The sequence below is a fragment of the Bradyrhizobium sp. SOJA106 genome (assembly GCF_059448745.1).
Map to the genome: position 1 here is coordinate 8,193,901 of NZ_CM182549.1, position 24,974 is coordinate 8,218,874.

20 protein-coding genes are annotated in these 24,974 nt (G+C 64.2%); 10 read left to right on the forward strand and 10 right to left on the reverse strand.

Features of this window, described 5'->3' with window-relative positions; genetic code table 11:
• Nucleotides 1-69 precede the first annotated feature (69 nt).
• Nucleotides 70-2,859 (forward strand): [protein-PII] uridylyltransferase, encoded by a 2,790-nt coding sequence (locus AC5V87_RS38705; RefSeq protein ID WP_495369598.1) that lies wholly within the window; start codon nucleotides 70-72, stop codon nucleotides 2,857-2,859.
• Between the two features lie 115 nt (nucleotides 2,860-2,974).
• Here AC5V87_RS38705 and AC5V87_RS38710 read toward each other — a convergent pair whose 3' ends face one another.
• On the reverse strand, nucleotides 2,975-3,505 hold the full coding sequence (locus AC5V87_RS38710) for a methylated-DNA--[protein]-cysteine S-methyltransferase (protein ID WP_495369599.1): 531 nt from the start codon (nucleotides 3,503-3,505) through the stop codon (nucleotides 2,975-2,977).
• 97 nt (nucleotides 3,506-3,602) lie between these two features.
• On the opposite strand from AC5V87_RS38710, the gene AC5V87_RS38715 reads away from it, so the two are divergent.
• On the forward strand, nucleotides 3,603-3,962 hold the full coding sequence (locus AC5V87_RS38715; protein ID WP_456843482.1) for a DUF1304 domain-containing protein: 360 nt from the start codon (nucleotides 3,603-3,605) through the stop codon (nucleotides 3,960-3,962).
• 145 nt (nucleotides 3,963-4,107) lie between these two features.
• Nucleotides 4,108-5,349: an ABC transporter substrate-binding protein gene (locus tag AC5V87_RS38720; RefSeq protein ID WP_495369600.1), complete on the forward strand. Its 1,242-nt coding sequence runs from the start codon at nucleotides 4,108-4,110 to the stop codon at nucleotides 5,347-5,349.
• 183 nt (nucleotides 5,350-5,532) lie between these two features.
• Here AC5V87_RS38720 and AC5V87_RS38725 read toward each other — a convergent pair whose 3' ends face one another.
• Nucleotides 5,533-5,958: a DUF1330 domain-containing protein gene (locus tag AC5V87_RS38725; protein ID WP_495369601.1), complete on the reverse strand. Its 426-nt coding sequence runs from the start codon at nucleotides 5,956-5,958 to the stop codon at nucleotides 5,533-5,535.
• Between the two features lie 167 nt (nucleotides 5,959-6,125).
• On the opposite strand from AC5V87_RS38725, the gene AC5V87_RS38730 reads away from it, so the two are divergent.
• Nucleotides 6,126-8,351 (forward strand): transglycosylase domain-containing protein, encoded by a 2,226-nt coding sequence (locus AC5V87_RS38730; protein WP_456841543.1) that lies wholly within the window; start codon nucleotides 6,126-6,128, stop codon nucleotides 8,349-8,351.
• Nucleotides 8,352-8,741: 390 nt separating this feature from the next.
• Here AC5V87_RS38730 and AC5V87_RS38735 read toward each other — a convergent pair whose 3' ends face one another.
• The 4 genes from AC5V87_RS38735 to AC5V87_RS38750 all read right to left on the reverse strand — a co-directional run bounded on the left by AC5V87_RS38735 (nucleotide 8,742) and on the right by AC5V87_RS38750 (nucleotide 13,150).
• Complete coding sequence (locus AC5V87_RS38735) at nucleotides 8,742-9,581, reverse strand: M48 family metallopeptidase (RefSeq protein ID WP_495369602.1); 840 nt, start codon at nucleotides 9,579-9,581, stop codon at nucleotides 8,742-8,744.
• A 312-nt stretch (nucleotides 9,582-9,893) separates the two neighbouring features.
• Complete coding sequence (locus tag AC5V87_RS38740) at nucleotides 9,894-11,222, reverse strand: polyhydroxyalkanoate depolymerase (RefSeq protein WP_456841545.1); 1,329 nt, start codon at nucleotides 11,220-11,222, stop codon at nucleotides 9,894-9,896.
• Between the two features lie 121 nt (nucleotides 11,223-11,343).
• Nucleotides 11,344-12,162, reverse strand: a complete 819-nt coding sequence (locus AC5V87_RS38745) for an ABC transporter permease (protein ID WP_456841546.1) — start codon at nucleotides 12,160-12,162, stop codon at nucleotides 11,344-11,346.
• A gap of 187 nt (nucleotides 12,163-12,349) precedes the next feature.
• On the reverse strand, nucleotides 12,350-13,150 hold the full coding sequence (locus tag AC5V87_RS38750) for an ABC transporter ATP-binding protein (protein ID WP_495369603.1): 801 nt from the start codon (nucleotides 13,148-13,150) through the stop codon (nucleotides 12,350-12,352).
• A 105-nt stretch (nucleotides 13,151-13,255) separates the two neighbouring features.
• Here AC5V87_RS38750 and AC5V87_RS38755 point away from each other — a divergent pair, with 105 nt between their 5' ends.
• Nucleotides 13,256-14,566, forward strand: coding sequence for an ActS/PrrB/RegB family redox-sensitive histidine kinase (locus tag AC5V87_RS38755; protein WP_495372011.1), 1,311 nt, complete (start codon nucleotides 13,256-13,258; stop codon nucleotides 14,564-14,566).
• 103 nt (nucleotides 14,567-14,669) lie between these two features.
• Entirely contained in the window at nucleotides 14,670-15,224 is a 555-nt protein-coding gene (locus AC5V87_RS38760; protein WP_008141807.1) for an ActR/PrrA/RegA family redox response regulator transcription factor, read from the forward strand.
• 175 nt (nucleotides 15,225-15,399) lie between these two features.
• Here the strand turns inward: AC5V87_RS38760 and AC5V87_RS38765 are convergent, their stop codons facing one another.
• The gene (locus AC5V87_RS38765) at nucleotides 15,400-15,888 is read right to left on the reverse strand and encodes an MmcB family DNA repair protein (RefSeq protein WP_456843484.1); all 489 of its coding nucleotides are present in this window, start codon (nucleotides 15,886-15,888) and stop codon (nucleotides 15,400-15,402) included.
• A gap of 151 nt (nucleotides 15,889-16,039) precedes the next feature.
• On the opposite strand from AC5V87_RS38765, the gene AC5V87_RS38770 reads away from it, so the two are divergent.
• Nucleotides 16,040-17,740, forward strand: coding sequence for an alpha-amylase family protein (locus AC5V87_RS38770; protein ID WP_495369604.1), 1,701 nt, complete (start codon nucleotides 16,040-16,042; stop codon nucleotides 17,738-17,740).
• A 76-nt stretch (nucleotides 17,741-17,816) separates the two neighbouring features.
• On the opposite strand, the gene AC5V87_RS38775 is transcribed toward AC5V87_RS38770, so the two are convergent.
• The gene (locus tag AC5V87_RS38775) at nucleotides 17,817-19,415 is read right to left on the reverse strand and encodes an alpha-amylase family glycosyl hydrolase (protein WP_495369605.1); all 1,599 of its coding nucleotides are present in this window, start codon (nucleotides 19,413-19,415) and stop codon (nucleotides 17,817-17,819) included.
• A gap of 169 nt (nucleotides 19,416-19,584) precedes the next feature.
• On the opposite strand from AC5V87_RS38775, the gene AC5V87_RS38780 reads away from it, so the two are divergent.
• On the forward strand, nucleotides 19,585-20,265 hold the full coding sequence (locus AC5V87_RS38780; RefSeq protein WP_495369606.1) for an MBL fold metallo-hydrolase: 681 nt from the start codon (nucleotides 19,585-19,587) through the stop codon (nucleotides 20,263-20,265).
• A 92-nt stretch (nucleotides 20,266-20,357) separates the two neighbouring features.
• On the opposite strand, the gene AC5V87_RS38785 is transcribed toward AC5V87_RS38780, so the two are convergent.
• A complete protein-coding gene (locus AC5V87_RS38785; RefSeq protein ID WP_495369607.1) occupies nucleotides 20,358-21,515 on the reverse strand; it encodes an extracellular catalytic domain type 1 short-chain-length polyhydroxyalkanoate depolymerase in 1,158 nt (385 codons plus the stop codon).
• A 146-nt stretch (nucleotides 21,516-21,661) separates the two neighbouring features.
• Nucleotides 21,662-23,068 (reverse strand): MFS transporter, encoded by a 1,407-nt coding sequence (locus tag AC5V87_RS38790; protein ID WP_495369608.1) that lies wholly within the window; start codon nucleotides 23,066-23,068, stop codon nucleotides 21,662-21,664.
• A 220-nt stretch (nucleotides 23,069-23,288) separates the two neighbouring features.
• Between AC5V87_RS38790 and AC5V87_RS38795 the strand changes: the two genes are divergently transcribed.
• Nucleotides 23,289-23,444 carry a hypothetical protein gene (locus AC5V87_RS38795; protein WP_495372043.1) on the forward strand — a complete coding sequence of 52 codons (156 nt, stop codon included), beginning with the start codon at nucleotides 23,289-23,291 and terminating at the stop codon, nucleotides 23,442-23,444.
• Between the two features lie 221 nt (nucleotides 23,445-23,665).
• Nucleotides 23,666-24,901, forward strand: a complete 1,236-nt coding sequence (locus AC5V87_RS38800; RefSeq protein ID WP_495369609.1) for an LLM class flavin-dependent oxidoreductase — start codon at nucleotides 23,666-23,668, stop codon at nucleotides 24,899-24,901.
• Nucleotides 24,902-24,974: the final 73 nt, after the last annotated feature.

Genomic DNA, 24,974 nt, shown 5'->3' on the forward strand with positions numbered 1-24,974 from the left:
TGCCTGAGAATGGCGGGTGACAGCGCCCGCCACCTCTTATATCCGATGAGAATCTATATTCGGTGAGACATGGATAGCGTCGCGACTGAGCAGAAGCCTGAGGTGGACGATCGCTTCGACACCGCGCGGATCACCGCCGCGGTCGACGCGCTTGCCGAAAAGCATGAGGGGCGCGAGGACGCGTTCCGCACCGCGGTCGCGCAACTGCTCAAGGCCGAGCTGATTGCGGCGCGCGCGGCGGCCCAGGCGATCTTGCTGAAGGACCGTCACGGCCGCCGCTGCGCCGAGCGTCTGTGCCATGTCCAGGACGAGATCATCCGCATCCTCTATTCGGCGGCGACGCGTCATCTCTATCGTTCGCCGATCCCGAGCGGGGCCGAGCGGATGGCGGTGGTAGCGACCGGCGGCTATGGCCGCGGCCTGATGGCGCCCGAATCCGACATCGATCTCTTGTTCATCCTGCCCTACAAGCAGACCGCCTGGGGCGAGCAGGTCGCCGAAGCCATTCTCTATTGCCTGTGGGACATGGGGCTGAAGGTCGGCCATGCCACGCGCTCGGTTGATGAATCGATCCGGCAGGCGCGCGGCGACATGACCATCCGCACCGCGATCCTGGAGACGCGCTTCCTCACTGGCGATCAGCCGCTCTATGACGAGCTGGTCGAACGCTTCGACAAGGAAGTGGTGCAAGGCACCGCGTCCGAGTTCGTCACCGCCAAGCTCGCCGAGCGCGAGGAGCGGCACCGCCGCGGCGGCCAGTCGCGCTATCTGGTCGAGCCGAACGTCAAGGACGGCAAGGGCGCGCTGCGCGACCTGCACACGCTGTTCTGGATCGCCAAATACGTCTATCGCGTACGCGACACCGACGAGCTGGTCGAGCGCGGCGTGTTCGACGCGCAGGAGTACCGCACCTTCCGCCGCTGCGCCGATTTCCTCTGGTCGGTGCGCTGCAATCTGCATTTCTACTGCGGCCGCGCCGAGGAGCGCCTCTCCTTCGACCTCCAGCGCGAGATCGCGATCCGGCTCGGATACACCTCGCATCCCGGCATGCAGGATGTCGAGCGCTTCATGAAGCACTACTTCCTGGTTGCCAAGGAAGTCGGCAACCTCACCGCCATCCTCTGCGCCAAGCTCGAGGACCAGCAAGCCAAGCCCGCGCCGGTCTTGAGCCGGATGATGGCGCGGCTGCGCCCGGCGCCGGCGAAGCGGCGCGTGCCTGACAGCGACGACTTCATCGTCGACAACAACCGCATCAACGTCGCCGCGCCCGATATTTTCAAGCACGATCCGGTCAATCTGATCCGCATCTTCCGCCTCGCGCAGAAGAACAACCTCGCCTTCCATCCGGACGCGATGCGCGACGTGACGCGCTCACTCGGGCTGATCAACGCGCAGCTGCGCGAGAACCCCGAGGCCAACCGGCTGTTCATGGAGATCCTGACCTCAGACAATGCCGAGATCGTGCTGCGCAGGATGAACGAGACCGGCGTCCTCGGCCATTTCATCCGAGCCTTCGGCAAGATCGTCTCGATGATGCAGTTCAACATGTATCATCACTACACCGTCGACGAGCACCTGATCCGCTGCATCGGCTTCCTCCAGGACATCGAGCGCGGCGGCATCGAGGAGTTCACGCTCGCCAGCGATCTGATGCGCAAGACCCGGCCCGAGCACCGCGCGGTGATCTACATCGCCACGCTGCTGCACGACGTCGCCAAGGGCCGGCCCGAGGACCACTCGATCGCCGGCGCCAAGGTGGCGCGCCGGCTGTGCCCGCGGCTCGGCTTCAGCCCGGCCGACACCGAGCTCGTAGCCTGGCTGATCGAAGAGCACCTCACCATGTCGACGGTTGCCCAGTCGCGCGATCTCTCGGATCGCAAGACCATCGAGAATTTCGCCGCCGTGGTGCAGTCGGTCGAGCAGATGAAGCTGCTGACGATCCTGACCACTGCCGACATCCGCGGCGTCGGTCCGGGCGTCTGGAACGGCTGGAAGGCGCAGCTCTTGCGCTCGCTTTACTACGAGACCGAGCCGGTGCTCACCGGCGGCTTCTCGGAAGTCGACCGGGGAAAACGCCTTGCCGCCGCGCATGCCGAATTCCGCATGGCTTTCGCCGAATGGCCGAAGGAAGAGCTCGATGCCTATATCGCCCGGCACTATCCGGCCTATTGGCTCAAGGTCGAGCTGCCGCGAAAGATCCGCCACGCCCGCTTCGTCCGTTCCAGCGAGCAGGCCGGCCACAAGCTCGCGATCAATGTCGGCTTCGACGAGATGCGCGGCGTCACCGAGCTGACGATCTTCGCCGCCGACCATCCCTGGCTGCTCTCGATCATCGCGGGAGCCTGCGCCTCTGCCGGCGCCAACATCGTCGACGCCCAGATCTACACCACGACCGATGGCCGCGCGCTCGACACCATCTCGATCTCCAGGGAATACGACCGCGACGAGGACGAGGGCCGGCGCGCCACCCGGATCGGCGAGATGATCGAGGACGTGCTGGAAGGCAAGCTGCGCCTGCCTGAAGTGGTGGCGCGGCGCACAGTGCGCAGCAAGGCGCGCCCCTTCGTGATCGAGCCGGAAGTGACCATCAACAACCAATGGTCCGACCGCTACACCGTGATCGAGGTCTCCGGCCTCGACCGGCCCGGCCTGCTTTACGAGCTCACCACCGCGATCTCGAAGCTCAACCTCAACATCGCATCCGCTCATGTCGCGACCTTCGGCGAGCGCGCGCGCGACGTGTTCTACGTCACCGACCTCCTCGGCGCGCAGATCAACGCGCCGACGCGGCAGTCCGCGATCAAGAGCGCGCTGACGCATGTGATGGCCGGCGACAAGGCGGTTCAGCCGGCGGCGTGATTTTCTCCCGTCATTCCGGGGCGCCCGCAGGGCGAACCCGGAATCTCGAGATTTCCAGGTGCGCAATTGCGCACCATGGTTGGATGCTTCGCATCGCCCCGGAACGACGGAGTTCTCAGACCTCCACCCCTTCATGCCTGAGCAGCCACCTCTTCCGCTCCAGCCCGCCGCCATACTTCACCAACGAACCATCCGCGCCGATCAAGCGGTGGCAGGGCAGCACGACGCTAATCGGGTTGGAGCCGTTGGCGTGGCCGACGGCGCGAATGGCCTTCGGCATCTCGATCCTGGCGGCCATCGCGCCGTAGCTCATTGTCGTGCCGACGGGGATCTTTGCCAGCGCGGTCCAGACCTTCTGCTGGAACGGCGTGCCGGCGATGCGCCACGCGATTCCCGAGAGCTGGGCGAGATCACCTTCGAAATAGCGCGACAGCGCCGTCCGCGTCTGCGCGGGCGCCGGCTGATCGGTCATAGCCACCGCGCCGTAATGCAGGCGCAGCAGCTCGCGCATCCGGTGCTCGTAATCCTCCCAGTCGAGCGCGCGAAGATTGCCCTCGGCATCGGTGACGAGCAGCGCGATCCCGATCGGCGTCGGCAGGCGATCGAGGCGGAAGCTTACAGACGGTCTGGTTGATCGGGCGGCCATTGCGGCACCATTGCGTCGAAACACACATCGCGTTTGCCACGGCGGCCATGCTAGCGTCCACCCGAAAGCTGACGCTTTGGGGGAGCTCAACTTGATCCTGATCGCCAATGTCCTGGTGGTGCTGGTCGCCGCACTGCACGCTTATTTCATGGTCCTGGAGATGTTCCTCTGGACCAAGCCGACGGGTTTGAAGGTGTTTCGCAATACGCCCGAGAAGGCCGAGGTCACGAAGGTGCTCGCCGCCAACCAGGGACTTTATAACGGCTTTCTCGTCGCCGGCCTGATCTGGGGTCTGGTCCACGGCAATCCAGCGTTCGCATTCCAGATCAAGGTGTTCTTCCTCCTCTGCGTGATCGCGGCGGGCGTCTATGGTGCCGCGACCGTCAGCACGCGCATCATGATCGTGCAGGCGCTGCCGGCGGTGGTCGCGCTGGCTGCATTGTTCCTCGCTCAATAGTCCCGACCTGAGACGCTACAACGCAGCGCCGCGATCCTTGCGCGGCACCTCGCGTTCCTCCACACTCTCCCGCAGCGATGGCGACCGTTGCAATCAACGGAAAAAGACCATCGGCCGAAAATTCCGTCTGGAGGAACAACCCAACATGAAGACTCGCAGAGCCTATCTAGCTGCCACGGCGGCGCTCGCCTTGGCGTTCTCCGCCAGCCAAGCCTTCCTGAGTGAAGCCGTCGCACAGAAGAAGTACGATACCGGTGCGAGCGACACCGAGATCAAGATCGGCCAGACCGTGCCGTTCTCCGGCCCCTACTCCGTCTACGCCAATATCGGCAAGACGCAGGCCGCCTACTTCAACATGATCAACGATCAGGGCGGCATCAACGGCCGCAAGATCAATCTGATCCAGTATGACGACGCCTATTCGCCGCCGAAGACCGTCGAGCAGGTGCGCAAGCTCGTCGAGGGCGACGAAGTGCTGTTCACCTTCCAGATCATCGGCACCGCCGCCAACGCCGCCGTGCAGAAATATCTCAACGGCAAGAAGATCCCGCAGCTGCTCGCCTCGACCGGCGCTGCCCGCTTCAACGACCCGCAGAACTATCCCTGGACCATTGCCTATAATCCCAACTACGTGTCCGAGGGACGGATCTACGCCAAGTACATTCTCAAGGAGCATCCCAACGCCAAGATCGGCGTGCTCTACCAGAACGACGACATGGGCCGCGATTATCTCGCGGGGCTGAAGAGCGGCCTCGGTGATAAGGCCGCCAGCATGATCGTCGGCGAGGTCTCCTACGAGGTCACCGATCCGACGGTGGACTCGCAAGTCGTGAAACTGAAGTCGATGGGCGCCGACCTTTTCTACGATGCCTCGACACCGAAGTTCGCGGCGCAAGCCATCAAGAAGGTGGCCGAGCTCGGCTGGAACCCCGTGCATATCCTCGACATCAATGCGAGCCCGATCTCGGCGACCCTGAAGCCGGCCGGCCTCGACATCTCCAAGGGCATCATCTCGACCCAATACGGCAAGGAGCCCAGCGATCCCCAGTGGAAGGACGATCCGGGCGTGAAAGCGTTCTTCGCCTTCATGGACAAGTATTTCCCTGAGGGAGACAAGCTCAACACGGTCAACACCTATGCCTATTCGGTCGCCGAGCTGCTGACCCAGGTGCTGAAGCAATGCGGCGACGACCTCACGCGCGAGAACGTGATGAAGCAGGTCGCCAGCATCAAGGACTTCACTCCGAGCCTGGCGCTGCCCGGCATCAAGATCAATACCGGGCCGAACGACTACCGCGTCAACAAGCAGATGCAGTTGATGAAGTTCAACGGCGAGCGCTGGGAGCTGTTCGGACCGATCATCGAGGACACCGGACCGTCGGGTTAGGTCTCTCGCTGTTATTCCGGGGCGATGCGACAGCATCCAACCATGGTGCGCAATTGCGCACCTGGAAATCTCGAGATTCCGGGTTCGGCTCTCCGAGCCGCCCCGGAATGACTGAAAACGAAGGCGTGGATGGCCGGGTCAAGCCCCGGCCATGACGGTAGAGAGCGATTCGCTCCACCGCCATCAAGTCGGTATCTCGCCAAAATTCTTCCCGATCGGCAGCACGGCGTGGCGGATCAGCCGCGAATCCTCCACCGCGGCCTGCCGGTGCCTGACCGCCTCGCGGTAGACGGGATCGCGGATCATCTCGACGAAGGCGGCGACACTCGGATATTCGGCGATGAAGCAATGGTCCCAGCGTTCCTCTTGCGGGCCGATCAGCATCAGCTCGAACCTACCCTGCCAGACGATGCGGCCGCCGACGCGCTCGAACACCGGGCCGCTCTCGCGGCCATAGGCCGCGTAGGCTTCCGCGCCGCTCGCCTTGCGGCCGTCGGGGTAGGCCGCCTCTTTGCGCAGGCGCACCAAATTGAGCATGTGGATCGGACCCGGGCGGTCGTTGTCCCGGAATCGCGCGAAGATCTCCTTGGTCGGATCGATGTGGCCCATGCGAACTCCCTCTTCTTTATGCAGGCGATCCTAACTCCCGCGCCTGGGAAGCGGAACGGCGGTGGGCGAATGCCGCATCTCCTAATCGCGCGTTAACGCCAGGGTAACCGGGCCTTAAACAGCGACCGCTAGCGTGCGGCGGGGCGGGCTGACCGGGCGTTTCGCGTATGGCGTGGGGAAAGAAGAAGAGTGGGCGGAAAGAGCCGTTGTTCGGCTTGCCTGCTGCGCTCGCCGATCTGCGCCTCACGGCCGCGGACCGCATCCCCGGCGGCGACGACGCGCCGAAGAAGTCCACGAAATCATCCGCCAAGCGCAAAGCCGAGGAGCCGGACGAGGAGCCGCCGCCGCGCGAACGCAAGGCGCCGGTCGGCCGTAGCGGCGCCAAGCGCCGGTCGAAGTCGCGTGGCGGATTCGGCCTCGGCCGCCTGGTCTATTGGGGCGCGGTGCTGAGCCTGTGGGGCGTGATCGCCGTGATCGGCGTCGTGATCTATGTCGGCGCTCATCTGCCGCCGATCCAGTCGCTGGAAATCCCCAAGCGCCCGCCGACAATCCAGATCGTCGGCATCGACGGCAGCATGCTGGCGCAGCGCGGCGAGATGGCCGGCGCCAATGTCGCGCTGAAGGATCTGCCGCCGTATCTGCCGAAGGCGTTCATCGCCATCGAGGACCGCCGCTTCTATTCGCATTTCGGCATCGACCCGATCGGCATCCTGCGCGCCCTCGTCACCAATGTGCTGCATCGCGGCGTGTCGCAGGGCGGCTCGACCCTGACGCAGCAGCTGGCGAAGAACCTGTTCCTGACCCAGGAGCGCACCATGCAGCGCAAGCTGCAGGAGGCGGAGCTGGCGATCTGGCTGGAGCGCAAGCACTCCAAGAACGAGATTCTGGAGCTTTATCTGAACCGCGTCTATTTCGGCTCCGGCGCCTACGGCGTCGAAGCCGCCGCGCAGAAATATTTCGGCAAGTCGGCCAAGAACGTCACGGTCGCGGAAGCCGCGATGCTGGCGGGCCTCGTCAAATCGCCCTCGCGCCTCGCCCCGAACCGCAACCCCGAAGGCGCCGAAGCGCGCGCGCAAGTCGTGCTCGCGGCGATGGCGGATGCGAAATTCATCACCGACGCGCAGGCGCAGGCCTCGATCGGCCATCCCTCCTACAACGTGAAGCCGGCCGGCGCCGGTACGGTCAATTACGTCGCCGACTGGATCGGCGAGGTGCTGGACGACCTCGTCGGCCAGATCGACGAGAGCATCAAGGTCGAGACCACGATCGATCCGAAGCTGCAGAGCATCGCGGAGGCCGCCATCATCGACGAGCTCGCGGCCAAGAGCGTGAAGTTCAATGTCAGCCAGGGCGCGCTGGTGGCGATGACGCCTGACGGCGCGGTGCGCGCCATGGTCGGCGGGCGGAACTATTCCGAGAGCCAGTACAACCGCGCGGTCACGGCCAGGCGCCAGCCGGGCTCCTCGTTCAAGCCGTTCGTGTATCTGACCGCGCTCGAGCAGGGCCTGACGCCCGACACCGTCCGCCAGGACGCGCCGATCGAGGTCAAGGGCTGGAAGCCCGAGAACTACACCCATGAATATTTCGGCGCGGTGACGCTGACCCAGGCGCTGGCGATGTCGCTCAACACGGTCGCGATCCGCCTCGGCCTCGAGGTCGGGCCGAAGAATGTGGTGCGCACCGCGCACCGGCTCGGCATCTCCTCGAAGCTCGAGCCCAACGCCTCGATCGCGCTCGGCACCTCCGAAGTCTCGGTGGTCGAGCTGGTCGGAGCCTATGCGCCCTTCGCCAATGGCGGCTTCGCGGTGACGCCGCATGTCGTGACGCGGATCAGGACGCTCAGCGGCAAGCTGCTCTACATGCGCCAGCCGGACGAGCGCAACCAGGTGATCGATCCCCGCTATGTCGGCATGATGAATGCGATGATGCGGGAGACGCTGATATCGGGCACCGCCAAGAAGGCGGAAATCCCGGGCTGGCCGGCGGCCGGCAAGACCGGCACCAGCCAGGATTATCGCGACGCCTGGTTCATCGGCTACACCGCCAGCCTCGTCACCGGCGTCTGGCTCGGCAATGACGACAACTCGCCGACCAAGAAGGCGACCGGCGGCGGTCTGCCGGTGGAAGTCTGGTCGCGCTTCATGAAGACCGCGCATGAGGGTGTGCCGGTGGCGAACCTGCCGAGCTCACCAGGCGGCTGGGGCCTGTCGAACCTCGCGCAGGCGGCTTCGCAGATCTCGGCGCCGACACCGGCCACGCCTGGACCTGCACCGGCGCAGGTCGGCAATGGCGGCTATCGCCCGCCACCGCCGACGCGCGCCAATGTGCGGCCGGAAGCCGCCGCGGGGCTGGATGGCTGGCTGATGGACCGACTGTTTGGCGGGAATCGCTAGCTTCGGCTTGAGGTCATCGCGGCCTTAAAACACAAACTGCGAAAACAACCCCATGCACAGTAGCCGGTGATATCAGGCACTGTGCGCGGTGAATGGCGCGAAGCGCTTGACGCGGCGGGGTAAATCACGCGTCTTGCGCAATCATCGCGGAGTGTGGCGAGAATCGAGCAAGGCGCGCCGATGTTGCCGCGCCCTCTGGTGTCATTCCCCGCCACCGGGTCTCGCCTTCGGCGAGCCCGATGACAGGCTCCGGCGGGGAATCCGGTAGGCCACAGCTTCTCGATTCGATTACTGGCGTCGCGGAATACTGGATCGCCCGCCTTCGCGGGCGATGACGGTGTTTGCTGGGCTGGCAGTGGACGACACCGAGTGCGTGGTCAGAAGTCCGCCCTAATCCTCGACCCCATACCGGTGCAGATCATTGCCGTAGGTGTCGAGCCACTTCTTGGCACGCTCCATTGACGGGCAGATCTTGCCGCAGACGCGCCAGAACCGCGCCGAGTGGTTCATCTCGACGAGATGGGCGACCTCATGGGCGGCGAGATAGTCGAGCACGAAGGGCGGGGCGAGGATCAGGCGCCAGGAGAAGGACAGCGAGCCCGCCGAGGTGCAGGAGCCCCAGCGGCTGGACTGATCGCGGATCGAGAGCCGCTTCACCCTGACACCGAGCTCGGCAGCATAGGCTTCCGCCGAGCGCTGCAGGTCGCGGCGCGCCTCGCGCTTGAGGAAGTCGCTGACGCGGCGATCGACATGCTCGAGCCCGCCGGCGACGCAGAGAATCTTCTCGCCGCTATCGCGAATCTCGGTCCACACCGTGCCACGCTGGCCGGCGCGATGAACAATGCGATGCGGCGTGCCGCGAAGCGGTATCACTGTGCCAGGCTGAAACGGCGCAGCCTTCGGCAGACGGCCGAGACGAGCCGCGATCCACGCGCCGTGACGCTGCGCGAAGTCTTTTGCTTCGGCGAGCGTGCCGCGCGGCGGCATGGTGAGGATGGCTTCGCGATCGCTCGGATGAATTCTGAGCGTGTAGCGGCGCGCTCGGCGATGTCTGCGCAGGCGAATCGCAAAGAATTGCGATCCATGGGTGATAACGAGGGTCTTTGGTTCGTGGGGCCGCCGATAAAGGAGCGCGCGTGTGGCCATGTCTGTGAGTCCGGGGAGCAGGAGTTCGCCCGGATTCTGCCATAACCGCCGCCAGGGAAAGCGCTCGGCGCAAAAACAAATCATTTGCCCAATATACAGGGGTCTGACGTCCGGGAGACCCTACAGACTGGGGTTGGAACCCGCTTTTTTCGCCCCCGCTGGCCGCATGCGACACCCCCAAGGAGTGAGGTCAGACTCACTCCTAGAACGCTACCTAAATACCCCGAATCTGACGGGAACCCGACCGCTCCCGGAGCCTCCCGAGGGGCCCGAAATTTCGACGGGAAAGCCGAAATTCGCAACTTAGCCGTCCCGATGTAGTCGGAACGGCTCTCGTTTCTTCCTTTGCCGCGTTTTCTTTACGTGAACCGGCCGCCACTTCGCTCGAAAACGCTCTTACTCGGCCGCGAGAGCCTGCAACGAGGTCGGATTCGCCGCCGAGACCATGAAGTCATGGATGCGCGGCACAATCTCCGACTTGAATCGCGATCCGTTGAACACGCCGTAATGACCGACGCCCTTCTGGACATAATGAACGCGGCGATGATCGGGGATCGAGCTGCACAAAGTGTGCGTCGCTTCGGTCTGACCGAGGCCGGAGATGTCGTCGTTCTCGCCTTCGACCGTCATCAACGCGACTCGAGTGACCTTGGAGGGATCGACACGCGTTCCACGATGGGTCATCTCGCCCTTCGGCAGCGAGTGTTTCACGAACACGGTGTCGACGGTCTGGAGGTAATACTCGGCGGAGAGGTCCATCACCGCGAGATATTCGTCGTAGAAGTCGCGATGCTTGTCGACGAGGTCGCCGTCGCCTTTCACCAGATTGGCGAACAGGCGCTTGTGGGCGTCCATGTGGCGGTCGAGGTTCATGCTGATGAACCCGTTGAGCTGGAGGAAGCCCGGATAGACATCACGCATCATGCCCGGATGCGGGAACGGAACCTTGGTGATGACGGTGTTGCGGAACCAGTCGATGCCGCGCTCCTGCGCGAGCTTGTTCACCGCAGTCGGATTGCGACGGGTGTCGATCGGACCGCCCATCAGCGTCATCGAGGTCGGCACGAACGGATCGCGCCGCGCTTCCATGATCGAGACGGCCGCGACGACAGGCACGGAGGGCTGGCACACCGCCATGACATGGGTGTTGCCGCCGAGGACGTGCAGCATCTCGATGACGTAGTCGATGTAGTCGTCGAGATCGAAGCGGCCCTCGCTGAGCGGCACCATGCGTGCATCGGCCCAATCGGTGATGTAAACTTCATGCGCCGGCAGGAAGGCCTCGACCGTGCCCCGCAGCAGCGTGGCATAGTGGCCGGACATCGGCGCGACGATCAGCACGCGCGGCTGCGGGCTGCGCAGCGGACGGGCGAACTTGCGATCGAAGTAGAGCAGCTTGCAGAACGGCTTTTCCCAGACCGAGCGGACCTCGACGGGGACGCGGATGCCGTTGACCTCGGTGTCGTCGAGACCCCACTCCGGCTTGCCGTAACGGCGCGTGGTGCGCTCGAACAGTTCGCAGGCGGCGGCGACCGACTTGCCGACCTCGGTGCGCGCCCAGGGATTGAGGGGATTTTGAAACAGCAGCTTGGTCGCATCGGTGACCGCACGCGCCGGATTGAGAGAGGCCTGTGCCATCTCGTACATCCAGTACATCGGCGTCGTCAGGACCGGACTGCCTTCTGCAGCCAGGGGCGGCGCGCCGCCGAACTCACCAATAGGCATCGTCAAATTCCTCTTCGCATCGCAGCATACTGCCGAATGCGTAATATTGCGTCAATCCATGGTTCCGTACATCTACGTAGCCGATCACGTTAAATCGGCATGAATCCACGAGAAAGTGACGTTATTCACCGCCCGAGAGCAGCGAGCCGTGCTTTTTGGCGCTGCGCAAAAGGGCAAGGAATGCCCCAAAAGAAGCGACCAGAAGTACCGCATTGATGAGCAACGCATCCAGCATCAGATCGCTCCTAAAGGTGTTCTCGATCAGCAGCGCGCGCATCCCTTCGAACACGTAGGTCGGCGGCAGCGCCCAGGCGACATATTGCAGCCAGACAGGGAGCACGCTGACCGGATAGTAGATGCAGGCGAGCGGCATGATCGCGAACATCAGCGTCCAGACGATGCTCTCGGCGCCGAGGCCGTTCCGCAACACCAGGCCCGAGACGAAGATTCCGACCGACCAGCTCGTGAAGATCAGATTGCAGAAGAACGCGATCAGCGGCAGGCCGAGGGCATAGACGTTGAAGTGAAACAGGAACAGCGCCAGCAGCGTCATCGGGATGACGCCGATGGCGAGCCGGATCAGGCTCATGATCATCAGCGACAGCAGAAACTCGATGGGCTTGAGCGGGCTCATCATGAGGTTGCCGAGGTTTCGCGCCCACATCTCTTCCAGGAAGGAGATGGAGAAGCCGAGCTGGCCGCGGAACAGGATGTCCCAGAGGATGACGGCGCCGATCAGCGTGCCGCCGGCGCGCGCGAAGAAATTGGCGTTTTGCGCGATGTAGAGCTGGAGGAAGCCCCAGGTGATGACCTGCAGCGCCGGCCAGTACAGCAGCTCGAGCAGCCTGGGCCAGGACGACAGCAGCAGGTACCAATAGCGCAGGATCATCGCGCCGATGCGGTGCGGGGAGATGCCGCGGTGGAGGGAGATGTCGGTCATGGCATGCTCCCGCACAGGGATAGAAATGCCGCCCACGGTCTATCCAAGGCGTCATTGCGAGGAGCTCGCGACAAAATTGCGAAGCAATTTTGCGCCGATGCGACGAAGCAATCCAGAGTCCTTCCGCGGAACGATTCTGGATTGCTTCGCTTCGCTCGCAATGACGAAAGGAGCACCCGCTTCCCCGTCATCTCGCCGCCTCCTTTGTGCCGTTCACCCGGCCGCGCGCGACGTCCAGGAACACCTCCTCCAGCGTGGTGCGGTTGTAGCGGGCCATGATGGCTTCCGGCGTGTCGTCGTCCTCGATGCGGCCGCGCTTCATGATGATGACGCGGTCGCAGAGCCGCTCGACCTCGAGCATATTGTGGGAGGCCAAGAGGATGGTGGCGTTGTTCTCCTTCCGATAGCTCATCAGATGCGCCCGCACCCAGTCGGCGGTATCAGGATCGAGCGAGGCGGTCGGCTCGTCCAGCAGCAGCAATTCGGGCTGGTTGATGAGCGCCTTCGCCAGCGCGACGCGGGTCTTCTGCCCGGCGGAGAGCTTGCCGTTGGCGCGATCGATGAAATCGGTGAGGTCGAGATCGTCGGCGAGTTTGGCGATGCGGTCGGAGAGATGCTTGACGGCGTACAGCTTGCCGAAAACTGTCAGGTTCTGGCGCACCGTGAGCCGCATCGGCATGTCGACATAGGGGCTCTCGAAATTCATCCGCCCCAGCACGGCAGCGCTCTGCTCGGGCATCTCATGACCGAGCACCTGGACGCGGCCGGAGGTCGGCAGCACCAGGCCCATGATCATGGCGATGGTCGTGGTCTTGCCGGCGCCGTTGCCGCCGAGCAGCCCGGTGATGCTGCCGCGCGGCAGCGCAAACGAGATGCCGTCGACGGCGCGGGTCTGCTTGTAGACCTTGACCAGATGATCGACCGCAATCGCCGGGGAGCTGTGCTCCGCGACAGTCGGCCGACTTGAAGCCTTGCCATTCTCGGTCATGCTGGCCGTTCTTCTGCTATTGCAGCGGATAGCGCAAGGCTTGTAATCCGGTGGTTCCGCCAGCCCCGCGCTTGTGATCGAGAAGGCACCGCCACATTGGCCGATATGACCGAAATCGCCGCTTCCGGCTTCCGCCCCGCGCAGCGGCATATCCGGCTCGACACGATCCTGCGGCTGCGCTGGCTCGCGGTGCTCGGCCAGCTCGCCGCGATCTTCATCGTAGCGCAGGGGCTGGAGTTCAACGTCGAGATCGTCCCCTGCGTCAGCATCATCGCCCTGTCGGCGGCGCTGAATCTGGGACTCCAGACCGCGGCGAATCCGATGCAGCGGCTGGAGCCGATGCAGGCGGCGGGGCTGCTCGCGCTGAACATCGTGGAGCTGGCCGGGCTGTTGTTCTTCACCGGCGGACTGCAGAACCCGTTCTCGTTCCTGTTCCTCGCGCCGGTGCTGATCTCGGCGACCGCGCTGCCGGCCCGCTTCACCTTCGGCCTCGGCCTCCTGGCCGTTGCCTGCGCATCGATCCTGTTCTTCTTCCATTTTCCGCTGCCATGGGATTCCGACGATCCCTTGGTGCTGCCGCCGATCTATCTCGTCGGCGTCTGGCTCTCCATCGTGCTCGCGATCGGCGTGACCAGCCTCTACTCGTTCCAGGTGACCGAGGAGGCGCGCAAGCTTGCGGACGCGCTGGCCGCGACCGAGCTGGTGCTGACGCGCGAGCAGCATCTGACCCAGCTCGACGGCCTCGCCGCCGCCGCCGCGCACGAGCTCGGCACGCCGCTCGCGACCATCTTCCTGATCTCGCGCGAGCTGGAAAAGACCGTGAAGGATCCGGGCTTTGCCGCCGATTTGAAGACGCTGCGCGAGCAGACCCAGCGCTGCCGCGACATATTGAGCAAGATCACGCAGCTCTCCTCCACCGGTGCGCCGTTCGATCGCATGAAGCTGTCGGAGCTGATCGAGGAGGTGGTGGCGCCGCACCGCGATTTCGGCGTCGAGATCAAGGTGCGGATCGCGGTGACGGCCGCCGCCGAGCCGGTCGGCTCGCGCAATCCGGCGATCCTTTACGGCGTCGGCAACATCATCGAGAACGCGGTCGATTTCGCCCACACCACCGTCGAGGTGAACGCGTGGTGGAACAAGGACGCGATCGAGCTCGTGATCTCCGACGACGGCCCCGGCATTCCGCCCGATATCCTTAACCGGATCGGCGAGCCCTATCTGTCGCGGCGGCGCACCCAGGATGCCGGCGGCGGCCTCGGGCTCGGCGTGTTCATCGCGCGCACCTTGCTGGAGCGCACCGGCGCCAAGGTCTCGTTTACCAACCGTACATTCCCGGAACACGGCGCGGTGGTGCAGGTCACGTGGCCGCGAGAGCGATTTGAGGCTATCGAGACGCTCGAAGAAACAATAGGATAGACCGCGACCTTGCGTCGCACAGCAGGGCCGCTCGACTATCGGCGGCCTTGGCACCGCCCGATTGCGACGCCATATGTCAACGCGCTGGAGAGAGGACAACACCTTGAACGCCATCGCCGAACTGAACGAACAGACCGACCGCTCGCTGCTCATCGTGGAAGACGACAAGCCGTTCCTGGAGCGGTTGTCGCGCGCGATGGAGACACGCGGCTTTGCGGTGACCTCGTGCGACACGGTCTCCGACGGTCTTGCCCAGATCGGCAAGGCGGCACCGGCATTCGCCGTCGTCGATCTCAGATTAGGTGACGGCAACGGCCTCGACGTGGTCTCGGCGCTGAAGAAGAAGCGTCCCGATGCGCGCGCCATCGTGCTGACCGGCTATGGCAACATCGCCACCGCCGTGACCGCGGTGAAGATGGGCGCGATCGATTATCTCTCCAAGCCGGCGGATGCCGACGACGTCGTCGCCGCGCTGCTCTCGACCAGCGCCGAGAAATCCGAGCTGCCGACCAACCCGATGTCGGCCGACCGCGTCCGCTGGGAGCACATCCAGCGCATCTACGAGATGTGCAACCGCAACGTCTCGGAAACGGCGCGCCGGCTCAACATGCACCGGCGTACGCTGCAGCGGATCCTGGCCAAGCGCGCGCCGCGGTAAGCTTCCGCCTCAAGCAATCTATCACCCACACCCCGAGGTGGCCGCGTCTTCAGCGGCCCTCGAATGGCGACGGCCCGGCTGTATCGGGGCCGTGCATCCTTCGAGGCTCCCCATGGGACGCCTTGCGTCCCATGCCTCGCACCTCAGGATGACGGGTCAGTAGCTCTGCTCGTTGCTACTCCCAAAAATCCGCGTGGCCTTGCGGGTCGACGAGGCGGTTGATCCGCAACGCCGCCGCCATCGCAAAGCGCACTGTCATCTGCTTGCGCGTGGCCGCAGCAAGCTTGTGCTCGGGCGCCTCGCACTGCATGTGCGCGCCATAGGCGTCGGCGATGATCAGGCCGGTATCTTCAGGAAAGATCTCGCAGGGCAGATCCTGCGTGAAGGCGAAGAACAGCCGGTCGCAATGGGCGCGGTATTCGTGCCATTTCTGATCGGCGCGCAAGTCCTCGACCGACGATTTGATCTCGACGATCCAGATCTCGCCGCGCTCGTTCAGGGCCACGAGATCGGCGCGCCGGCCCGAGGGCAGCGGCAATTCGCTGATGCAGGAGAAGCCGAGCGAACGGAGCAGTCGGGACGTGCCGCGCGCAATCGCGAGCGCCGTCTCGGACTGGCGGCGATCCGGCGGCGGCACGAGGGTGATGCGGGCCGTGTTGTCCATGGCCGGGAGGATAGCCGATTCCATAAAGGGCGGACACCGTCTCGCGCACCCCGGGACGACAGTGAGCATGCGGACACGCGCGGAACCTCACCTCCCCCACGCACTTATCACGCAGCCGCCGCATCCGGGCGGAACCAGCCAGGCTGCACGCATGATCGACGATCTCTGGTACAAGAACGGCGTGATCTATTGCCTGTCCGTCGGCACCTATATGGATGCGAACGGCGACGGCATCGGCGATTTCAAGGGCCTGCTCCGCCGGCTCGACTACCTGCACGGGCTCGGCATCACCACGATTTGGCTGATGCCGTTCCAGACCTCGCCGGGCCGCGACGACGGCTATGACATCGCCGACTATTACAGTGTCGATTCCCGCTACGGCACGCTCGGCGATTTCGTCGAGTTCACCCATGGCTGCCAGCAGCGCGGCATCCGAATCATCATCGACCTCGTCGTCAACCACACCTCGGACCAGCATCCCTGGTTCAAGGAGGCGCGGCGCGACAAGAGCTCTCCCTATCGCGACTGGTATGTGTGGTCCGACAAGAAGCCGGCCAATGCCAAGAAGGGCATGGTGTTTCCCGGCGTGCAGAAATCGACCTGGACGCGCGACGAGGAAGCCGGCGCGTACTACTTCCATCGCTTCTACGATTTCCAGCCCGACCTCAACACCTCGAACCCGCGCGTGCAGGCCGAGATCCTGAAGATCATGGGCTTCTGGATCCAGCTCGGCGTCTCCGGCTTCCGCATGGACGCGGTGCCCTTCGTGATCGCGACCAAGGGTGCAAAGGTAAAGAAGCCGGTCGAGCAATACGACATGCTGCGCACATTCCGCGAATTCCTGCAATGGCGGCAGGGCGACGCCATCATCCTCGCCGAAGCCAACGTGCTGCCGGAAACCGACCTTGAGTATTTCGGCCGCGATGCCGACCGCATGCACATGATGTTCAACTTCCAGGTCAACCAGCATCTGTTCTATGCGCTGGCATCCGCCGATTCCCGCCCGCTGGCCAAGGCGCTGAAAGCAACGAAGCCGCGGCCGGCTTCGGCGCAATGGGGCATGTTCCTGCGCAATCACGACGAGCTCGATCTCGGGCGGCTGACGAAAGCGCAGCGCGAGGCCGTGTTCAAAAGCTTCGGCCCTGACAAGGACATGCAGCTCTACGACCGCGGCATCCGCCGGCGCCTTGCGCCGATGCTCGGCGGCGACCGCAGGCGGCTCGAGCTCGCCTACAGCCTGATGTGCACGCTGCCGGGAACGCCCGTGATCCGCTACGGCGACGAGATCGCGATGGGCGACGATCTCTCGCTGCCCGAGCGCAATTGCGCGCGCACGCCGATGCAATGGTCGACCGAGCCGCATGGCGGCTTCACCAAGAGCGACAAGCCGGCGATCCCCGTCATCGACGAGGGACCTTACGGCTACCCGCACCTCAATGTCGCAAAGCAGCGGCGCGATCCGAACTCGATGCTGAACTGGACCGAGCGCATCCTGCGCATGCGCAAGGAGGTGCCGGAGATCGGCTGGGGCGATTTCACGGTGATTCCGACGCGCGATCCCGCCATCTTCATCATCCGCTACGACTGGCGCAGCAACTCGGTGCTGTTCGTGCATAATCTCGACGAGAAGCCGCGCGAGATCGCGTTCTCGGCCGGGCTGCCGGATGACGCCGGCAAGCTGCTGATCAACCTGCTCGCGGAAGACCACAGCCACGCCGACAAGCGCGGCCAGCACCGCGTCGTGCTGGAGCCCTATGGCTATCGCTGGTACCGCGTCGGCGGGCTGGACTATCTCTTGAAGCGCGATGATATCGACGAGCATATGGTGCGGGGGAAGAAGCATTCGGGATGATGTAGGCTTGCCGTCGTTTGCTCCGCCGTCTCAACGCTCGTCATTGCGAGCGCTTCGCGCCCCGGGACGACAGTAGCTACGGCGGCGCGACGATCACACCCTCATTGCCGCGCAAATCCAGCACGCCTTCGAGCCGCTCACCCTCGCGATCCAGGAACGTCGACAGCAATATCTCGCTGCCAAACCGGATCGCGCTGGTCGTCACCGCGATCGGCTCGCGACCGAGATTGAGCGCCACGATGATCGACCTGTCCTCGGCCTCGCGGCGATAGATCAGGAGATCGCCTTGCGCGGAGATCGGGTGATAGTCGCCCAAGACCAGCTGCGGACTTGTGCGCCGCAAGGCGATCAGGCGCCGGTACAGGCTGAGGATCGAACGCGGATCGGCGTCGAGATTGACGACGTTCTCGCGGATGTGATCCTCAGGCAGCGGCAGCCACGGCCTTGCTTCCGAGAAGCCGGCGTAATTCGACGCGTCCCACTGCATCGGCGTGCGGCAGCCATCGCGGCCCACCCCGAGGCCGGGCACGTTCTTCTCGAAGGGATCGCGCACATCCTCGGGCGCGATCGCGAGCTGATGCATGCCGATCTCGTCGCCGTAGTAGAGCGTCGGCGTGCCGCGCAGGGTCAAGAGCAGCATGGCGGCGACGCGGGCCTGCTCCGGCCCGACGCGGCTCGCGACACGCGGACGATCGTGATTGCCGAGCACCCAGTTCGGCCAGGCGCCCTTCGGCAGCGCCTTCTCGTAATCCTCGACGATCTTCTCGATCGAGCGCGCGCTCCAGAAGGTCGAGAGCAGCGCGAAGTTGAACGGCATCTGCGCGCCGGTGAGGTCGTTGCCGTAATAGGCCATCAGGCGGTGCAGCGGCAGGTAGATCTCGCCGATCAGCACGCGCGCTGCATATGCATCGGTGACGCGCCGCATCTGCGCGATCACCTCATGCACCTCCGGCTGGTCGGTGGAATATTGGGTCAGGATTCTCTCGTTCGGCGGCCTGCCCTCGACGTAATGCGGGTTGGGTGGATTGTCGCGGAATTCGGCGTCCTTGATCAGGTGCCAGATCACGTCGACGCGAAAACCGTCGACACCCTTCTCCAGCCAGAACCGCATCACGTCGTAGATCGCCGTGCGTACCTCGGGATTGCGCCAGTTGAGGTCCGGCTGCTGGGCGAGGAAGGCGTGGTAGTAATATTGACCCGTGGTCTCGTCGAACTGCCAGGCGCTGCCGCCGAATTCGGAGAGCCAGTTGTTCGGCACGCCGCCGTCCGGTTTCGGGTCGCGCCAGATGTACCAGTCACGCTTGGGATTGTCGCGCGAGGACCGGCTCTCGATGAACCAGGGATGCTGGTCGGAGGTGTGGTTCGGCACGAGGTCGAGGATCAGCTTCAAGCCGTTGTCATGCGCGGCGGCGAGCAGCGCATCGAAATCCGCCATCGTGCCGAACAGCGGCTCGATGCCGGTATAGTCGGAGATGTCGTAACCGAAATCGGCCATCGGCGAGGGGAAGATCGGCGACAGCCAGATCGCGTCGACGCCGAGCGATTTGACATAAGCAAGCCGGCGCAAAATGCCGGCGAGATCGCCGACGCCGTCGCCGTTGCTATCCTGAAACGAGCGCGGATAGATCTGATAGAAGATGCCGTCGCGCCACCAATTGTCGCCGTCCTGTGCCATGCCGGAGGTACCCTGAAAATCCGTGTCTTGCGCGGGAGAACGCGAAAGCAGCGCCCCGGTTCAGATTGGCGGGGCAATTGGGACGGCCATGTGACGGCGGTTGCGCCTGTTCCCGGGGCGGCGCGAATCTTTTGCTTGGCGGCATGGCAAAAATCGGCATTGTGAGGCCATGACCGAGCAAAATGACACCCAAGAATCCTCGCGAGCGAAGGCGGGCGCGATCATCGTCCCCGTGACGCTGTTCGAGCAGAACTGCACCATCATCTGGGACGAGCCCGGCAAGAAGGCCGTGGTGATCGATCCCGGCGGCGATGTGCCGAAGATCCTGGATGCAATCAAGCAGACCGGCGTCACCGTGGAGAAGATCTGGCTGACCCACGGCCATATCGACCATGTCGGCGGCGCGGCGGACTTGCGCGACGCGCTGAAGGTGCCGATCGAAGGCCCGCATGTCGCGGACAAGTTCCTGCTCGACAATGTCGTCGAGAGCGGCGCGCGCTTCGGCATGACCGGCGTGCGTAATTTCGCGCCGGACCGCTGGCTCGAAGAAGGCGATACAGTCTCGATCGGCGGCCTGTCGTTCGAGATTTTCCACTGCCCGGGTCATTCACCCGGCAGCGTGGTGTTCTTCAACAAGGAGATGCGCTTTGCCCATGTCGGCGACGTCTTGTTCGCGGGCTCGGTCGGACGCACCGATCTGCCCGGCGGCAGTCACGCCACGCTGATCAACTCGATCAAGACCAAGCTGTTGCCGCTCGGCGACGATGTCGGCTTCATCTGCGGCCATGGCGCCGGCTCCAGCATCGGCCAGGAGCGGATGACCAATCCGTTCATCACCGGCGAGATGTGAGATATTTCCCGTTGTTCGGCACATCGACCGTCCGCGATCGATAGATCATAAAGTATGGTCCCTGCGTTCGCAGGGACGACAGCGGGGCTGGCCTACTTCATCAGCCCCGCGGCTGTCAGCGCGCGGGTGATGATCTGGCCGAGATCGAAGCTGCGGGATTTCTCGCGCTTCGGCGTGGGTTGCTCGGCGACGGCGGCGCGGATCGAGCGGGCGAGATGGGGCGCGGGAGGCAGCGCCGGCTTTGCCTCCGCTTTCTTCGCGGCGTCCGGAATCCAGCCGGTCAGGCCGAAGAATTTTGCGATGTGATAGGACGAGGAAATGCCGGCCTCGATCAGGAACGCGCCCTCCATGCCATAGCGCTGGTCGTTGTCGGCCAGCCCAAGCGGCGTGCCGTGCGCCATGTCGGTGATGGCGTAGGACTCGACCAGCGTCTCGCCGTCCTTGTTCCACCAGGCCTGGCGCGGATAGCCGTCGACATTCGTCTCGGCCATCGGCACCGCGGGCAGGTCATGCAGATCGAGCCACTGCTTGACGATCTCGCTGGCATTGCCGGGATTGACGGTGCGGTCGGCGCTGCCGTGCCACACCGAGACCTTTGGCCAGGGCCCGCGATGATCCGAGGCATTGCGGACGAGATCGCCGAGCTCGCGTGCGGACCGCACCGGCGAATGAAACATGCCGTCGAGCGCCTCGCGCAAATTCGAGGCGATGCCGTAGGGAAGTCCCGCGATGATGGCGCCGGCCGCAAAAACTTCCGGATAGGTCGCGAGCATCACCGAGGTCATGCCGCCGCCCGCGGAAAGACCGGTGATGAAGACGCGCCTGGCATCGATGCGATGCGTCGCGGCCATATGAGCGATCATCTCGCGGATCGAACGCGCCTCGCCGCTGTCCCGCGCGGTATCTTCCGGATTGAACCAGTTGAAGCAGGTGTTGGCATTGTTGACGCGCTGCTGCTCGGGCATCAGCAGCGCGAAGCCGTAATGCTTCGCGAGCGTCGACCAGCCCGCGCCAAGATCGTAGCCGGCAGCGGTCTGGCCGCAGCCATGCAGTACGACGACCAGCGCGCGCGGCTTCTGCAGCTGCGCCGGCACGAACGCGAACATGCGCAAGTTTCCGGGATTGGCGCCGAAGTCCGTGACCTCTTGCAAAGGACTGGATGAATCAGCGCTGCGGCCGAACTCGGCAAAGCGCAGACCGTCCAGCTTCGGCAGACGTCTCAACAGATCGACATTTCTAGCTAGCGACACGGCAACTTCCTGGTGGGCGACTTTCAACGTTCACCCAAACCAAATAGTTGCTGCAGCGCAAAATAAAAAGGCCGTGTGCTGTCAATCACCCGAAATCACGCAAAAACTCGCAGGAATCACCTCGTGTCGGCCGCACTGCCTCAACTTCATGCAGGTGCGCGGCGCATCCACGACAGGAATGCGGCGCAGATCAGGATTAACGTCACAAACAACGCGAGCGAAACGAGAAATCCTGCGCGCGCTGATTGCAGCGCCTCGATCGCGAAGAACACCGCACCGATAGCGGCCACTCCGGCCGCATTTCCGATCTGCGCCGTCGTGCCGTACGCGCCGGAGGCGGAGCCTGCCGCGACAGGCTTGACGGTCGACAGCACCGCGCCTGAGAGCGGCGCCATCACAAGTCCCTGACCGTAGCCGAAGACGATCATGGTGAGGGCGAGCGTGATTGCCGTCGGCGATTCCATCGCGCCCGCAACGAGCGCGAGCGCGGCGAGGCCCGCGATCTGCAATGCGCAGCCCTCGATCAACACTTTGGTGCCGCGATGGCGCGCCCGCACGCCGCTGTGGCGCGAGGCAACGACGAAGGCGAGCGCGAGCGGAATGAAGGCCGTGCCGGCTTCGAGCGGCGGGATTCTGAGCCCGCGCTGCATGTACAGCGTCATGACCAGATAGAAGGAGAGATTGGCGACGAAGAAGAAGAAGGCGGCGCCGAGCCCGCGCAGGAAGGCGGCATCCGCGAGCAGAGTGAGATCGACGAGCGGCATGCCGCCGGCGTGCGCGACAGCGTGCTCGAGCTTCAGGAACGCCAGGAGGATCACGCCGCCGAGTGCCATCACCACCCACAGCCACGGCGCCCAGCCGACGTCGTGGCCGAACAGCAGCGGCCCGATCAGGCAGAGCAGGCCCGCGAACAGGACGACGCTGCCCTTGACGTCGAGCCTCGTGCCTGATCGCCGCGGTGCCGAGGGCATGATCTGCCAGGCTGCAAGCGCGATGAGGAGGCCGCATGGAACGTTGACGAAGAACACCGAGCGCCAGCCCGTGTGCGCGAGGTCGATCGTGACGAGGAGACCACCGAGCAGAAAGCCGGCGGCACCCGCGAGCCCCAGCACGATGCCGTAGATGGCGAAGGCGCGGCTGCGCGTCTCGTCGGTGAACAGCAGATGCAGCGTCGCCAGCACCTGCGGCACCATCAGCGCCGCGGTCGCGCCCTGCGCCAGCCGTGCAATGATCAGCTCGACGCCGGATTGCGCAAGACCGCACCAGAGCGAAGTCAGGGTGAAGCCAAGCACGCCGGCCAGGAAGACGTTCTTGGTGCCATGAATGTCGCCGAGCCGGCCACCGGTGACGACCAGCGTCGCATAGGCGATCAGATAGATCGCGATCACAGATTCGATCTGCGCCGGCGTCGCGTGCAGATCGACTGCAATGGTGGGGATCGCGACGTTCACAACGAACGCGTCGACGCCGAACATGAACTGGGCGGCGACGACGATCGTCAGCACCCACCAGCGGCGGGTCGAATCGATCGGCTTTGTGATGATTTGATGCATTGGCGGGCGGGCTTTCGGAAATCTATTTGCACGCGATGCTCGCAGATCGGCGTCAACTGCGCGATTACCTCAGAGGTAAGGCTTGTTCTCCCCGTGCCGCACCGGCGCGATTGCTGCATGTCGGTTCCCGCTGATTTTGCAAGGGTTCGGAAGTCTCCCGCCCTGATCGAGCCGCGGCCGGCCTTCCTCGCTTTCATCGACAAGGAATTGATCGACGTTCATGCACGAATTGCCCGACCGCAATGTCGCGCTGCGGCTCGGCCAGGCCGTGCTGAACCTCAAAGGCGGCATCGACTACTCTATCCAGAACACGTTCAACTATCCGACGCTGGCCGAGGCGTCGAGATCGCTGAGCTCGATGCGTGGAACAGGATGACGCGGTAACTTCACTCACTTCTGGTCATGGCCGGGCTTGTCCCGGTCATGACGGCTGTGGGAGCGTGTGCGCGCAATAAACCGGGAGAAGCGGAGAAGAGAGCGGTCTACGCCACGCATGCCTCCATTCCGTCGCGCGGGACATCACGCGATTGCGTTCGCTTCCGCCACCACGTAGCCTCATCACTTCAACAACCAGAAAATTCAGCCGGAGAGAACGCCATGGCGCGCCTGAAGTTCGGAGCCTTTCTTGCCCCGCATCATCCGATCGGGGAACATCCGATGCTCCAGTTCCGGCGCGATCTCGACCTGGTCGAGCAGCTCGACGCGCTCGGCTATGACGAGTTCTGGTGCGGCGAACACCATTCCTCCGGCTGGGAGATGATCGCCTCGCCCGAGATGTTCCTGGCTGCGGCGGGCGAGCGCACCAAGCGGATCAGGCTCGGCACCGGCGTGATCTCGCTGCCCTATCATCATCCCTTCAACGTCGCCCAGCGCATCGTGCAGCTCGATCACATGACCGGCGGCCGCGCCATCTTCGGCTCCGGCCCCGGCGCGCTGGCGTCGGATGCACATACGCTCGGCATCGACCCGATGACGCAGCGCGACCGCCAGGACGAGGCGATCGGCATCATCCGCCGCCTCTTCAACGGCGAACGCGTCACCGCCAAGACTGACTGGTTCACCATGAACGACGCCGCGCTGCAGATCCTGCCGTTGCAGGAGGAGATGCCGTTCGTGGTGGCCTCGCAGATCTCGCCGTCAGGCATGACCCTCGCCGGCAAATACGGCATCGGCATCATCTCGCTGGGCTCGATGACGACGCAGGGGCTGATGTCCTTGCAGCAGCAATGGCAGTTCGCCGAGGATGCCGCCAAGAAGCACGGCACAACGGTGAACCGCGCCGACTGGCGCGTGCTGCTGACCTTCCACATCGCCGAGAGCCGCGAGCAGGCCCGCCGCGAAGCCGCCGCCGGGCTGATGCGCTGGCACAACGAATATAATGTCGGCACGCTGCAGCGGCCCGGCCTCACCGCATTCTCCTCGCCCGACGAGGCCGTGGACAAGACTGCTTTCGTCGAGGGCGCGGCCTCCACCATCGGCACGCCCGACGATCTCGTCAAAACCATCAAGAACGTGATGCAGGTGTCCGGCGGCGTCGGCGCCATTATCGGCTTCGTGCACGACTGGGCCAATCCGGAAGCCACGCGCCGGAGCTGGGACATGGTGGCGCGCTATGTCGTGCCGGAGATCAACGGCTATATCGACGGCCTGCGCAAGTCGCAAAAATTCGTGATCGAGAACCGCGCGATCTTCGAGCGCGCGGGACAGGCCGTGATGGCCAAGATCATGGAGAACGAAAAGGCCGCCGAGGCGCTGAAGGTGACCGGCCCCGGCCGCGTCGCGATTCCCGCCGTCAACGCACCTGATCTGCAGAAGGAAGCGGCGAAGCGCTAGGCCAAGTTGGCGTTACGATCGTAACCTCGTTCACGCGCAAGACATATTGGCCTGTGCTATGCTGACCTCTCAG

What these genes read in the sequence shown, in the direction of transcription:
- AC5V87_RS38705 (WP_495369598.1), top strand. Translation starts at nt 70, where the DNA reads ATGGATAGCGTCGCGACTGAGCAGAAGCCTGAGGTGGACGATCGCTTC.
- AC5V87_RS38710 (WP_495369599.1), bottom strand. Translation starts at nt 3,505, where the DNA reads ATGGCCGCCCGATCAACCAGACCGTCTGTAAGCTTCCGCCTCGATCGC.
- AC5V87_RS38720 (WP_495369600.1), top strand. Translation starts at nt 4,108, where the DNA reads ATGAAGACTCGCAGAGCCTATCTAGCTGCCACGGCGGCGCTCGCCTTG.
- AC5V87_RS38725 (WP_495369601.1), bottom strand. Translation starts at nt 5,958, where the DNA reads ATGGGCCACATCGATCCGACCAAGGAGATCTTCGCGCGATTCCGGGAC.
- AC5V87_RS38730 (WP_456841543.1), top strand. Translation starts at nt 6,126, where the DNA reads ATGGCGTGGGGAAAGAAGAAGAGTGGGCGGAAAGAGCCGTTGTTCGGC.
- AC5V87_RS38735 (WP_495369602.1), bottom strand. Translation starts at nt 9,581, where the DNA reads ATGATTTGTTTTTGCGCCGAGCGCTTTCCCTGGCGGCGGTTATGGCAG.
- AC5V87_RS38740 (WP_456841545.1), bottom strand. Translation starts at nt 11,222, where the DNA reads ATGCCTATTGGTGAGTTCGGCGGCGCGCCGCCCCTGGCTGCAGAAGGC.
- AC5V87_RS38745 (WP_456841546.1), bottom strand. Translation starts at nt 12,162, where the DNA reads ATGACCGACATCTCCCTCCACCGCGGCATCTCCCCGCACCGCATCGGC.
- AC5V87_RS38750 (WP_495369603.1), bottom strand. Translation starts at nt 13,150, where the DNA reads ATGACCGAGAATGGCAAGGCTTCAAGTCGGCCGACTGTCGCGGAGCAC.
- AC5V87_RS38755 (WP_495372011.1), top strand. Translation starts at nt 13,256, where the DNA reads ATGACCGAAATCGCCGCTTCCGGCTTCCGCCCCGCGCAGCGGCATATC.
- AC5V87_RS38765 (WP_456843484.1), bottom strand. Translation starts at nt 15,888, where the DNA reads ATGGACAACACGGCCCGCATCACCCTCGTGCCGCCGCCGGATCGCCGC.
- AC5V87_RS38770 (WP_495369604.1), top strand. Translation starts at nt 16,040, where the DNA reads ATGATCGACGATCTCTGGTACAAGAACGGCGTGATCTATTGCCTGTCC.
- AC5V87_RS38775 (WP_495369605.1), bottom strand. Translation starts at nt 19,415, where the DNA reads ATGGCACAGGACGGCGACAATTGGTGGCGCGACGGCATCTTCTATCAG.
- AC5V87_RS38780 (WP_495369606.1), top strand. Translation starts at nt 19,585, where the DNA reads ATGACCGAGCAAAATGACACCCAAGAATCCTCGCGAGCGAAGGCGGGC.
- AC5V87_RS38790 (WP_495369608.1), bottom strand. Translation starts at nt 23,068, where the DNA reads ATGCATCAAATCATCACAAAGCCGATCGATTCGACCCGCCGCTGGTGG.
- AC5V87_RS38795 (WP_495372043.1), top strand. Translation starts at nt 23,289, where the DNA reads ATGCACGAATTGCCCGACCGCAATGTCGCGCTGCGGCTCGGCCAGGCC.
- AC5V87_RS38800 (WP_495369609.1), top strand. Translation starts at nt 23,666, where the DNA reads ATGGCGCGCCTGAAGTTCGGAGCCTTTCTTGCCCCGCATCATCCGATC.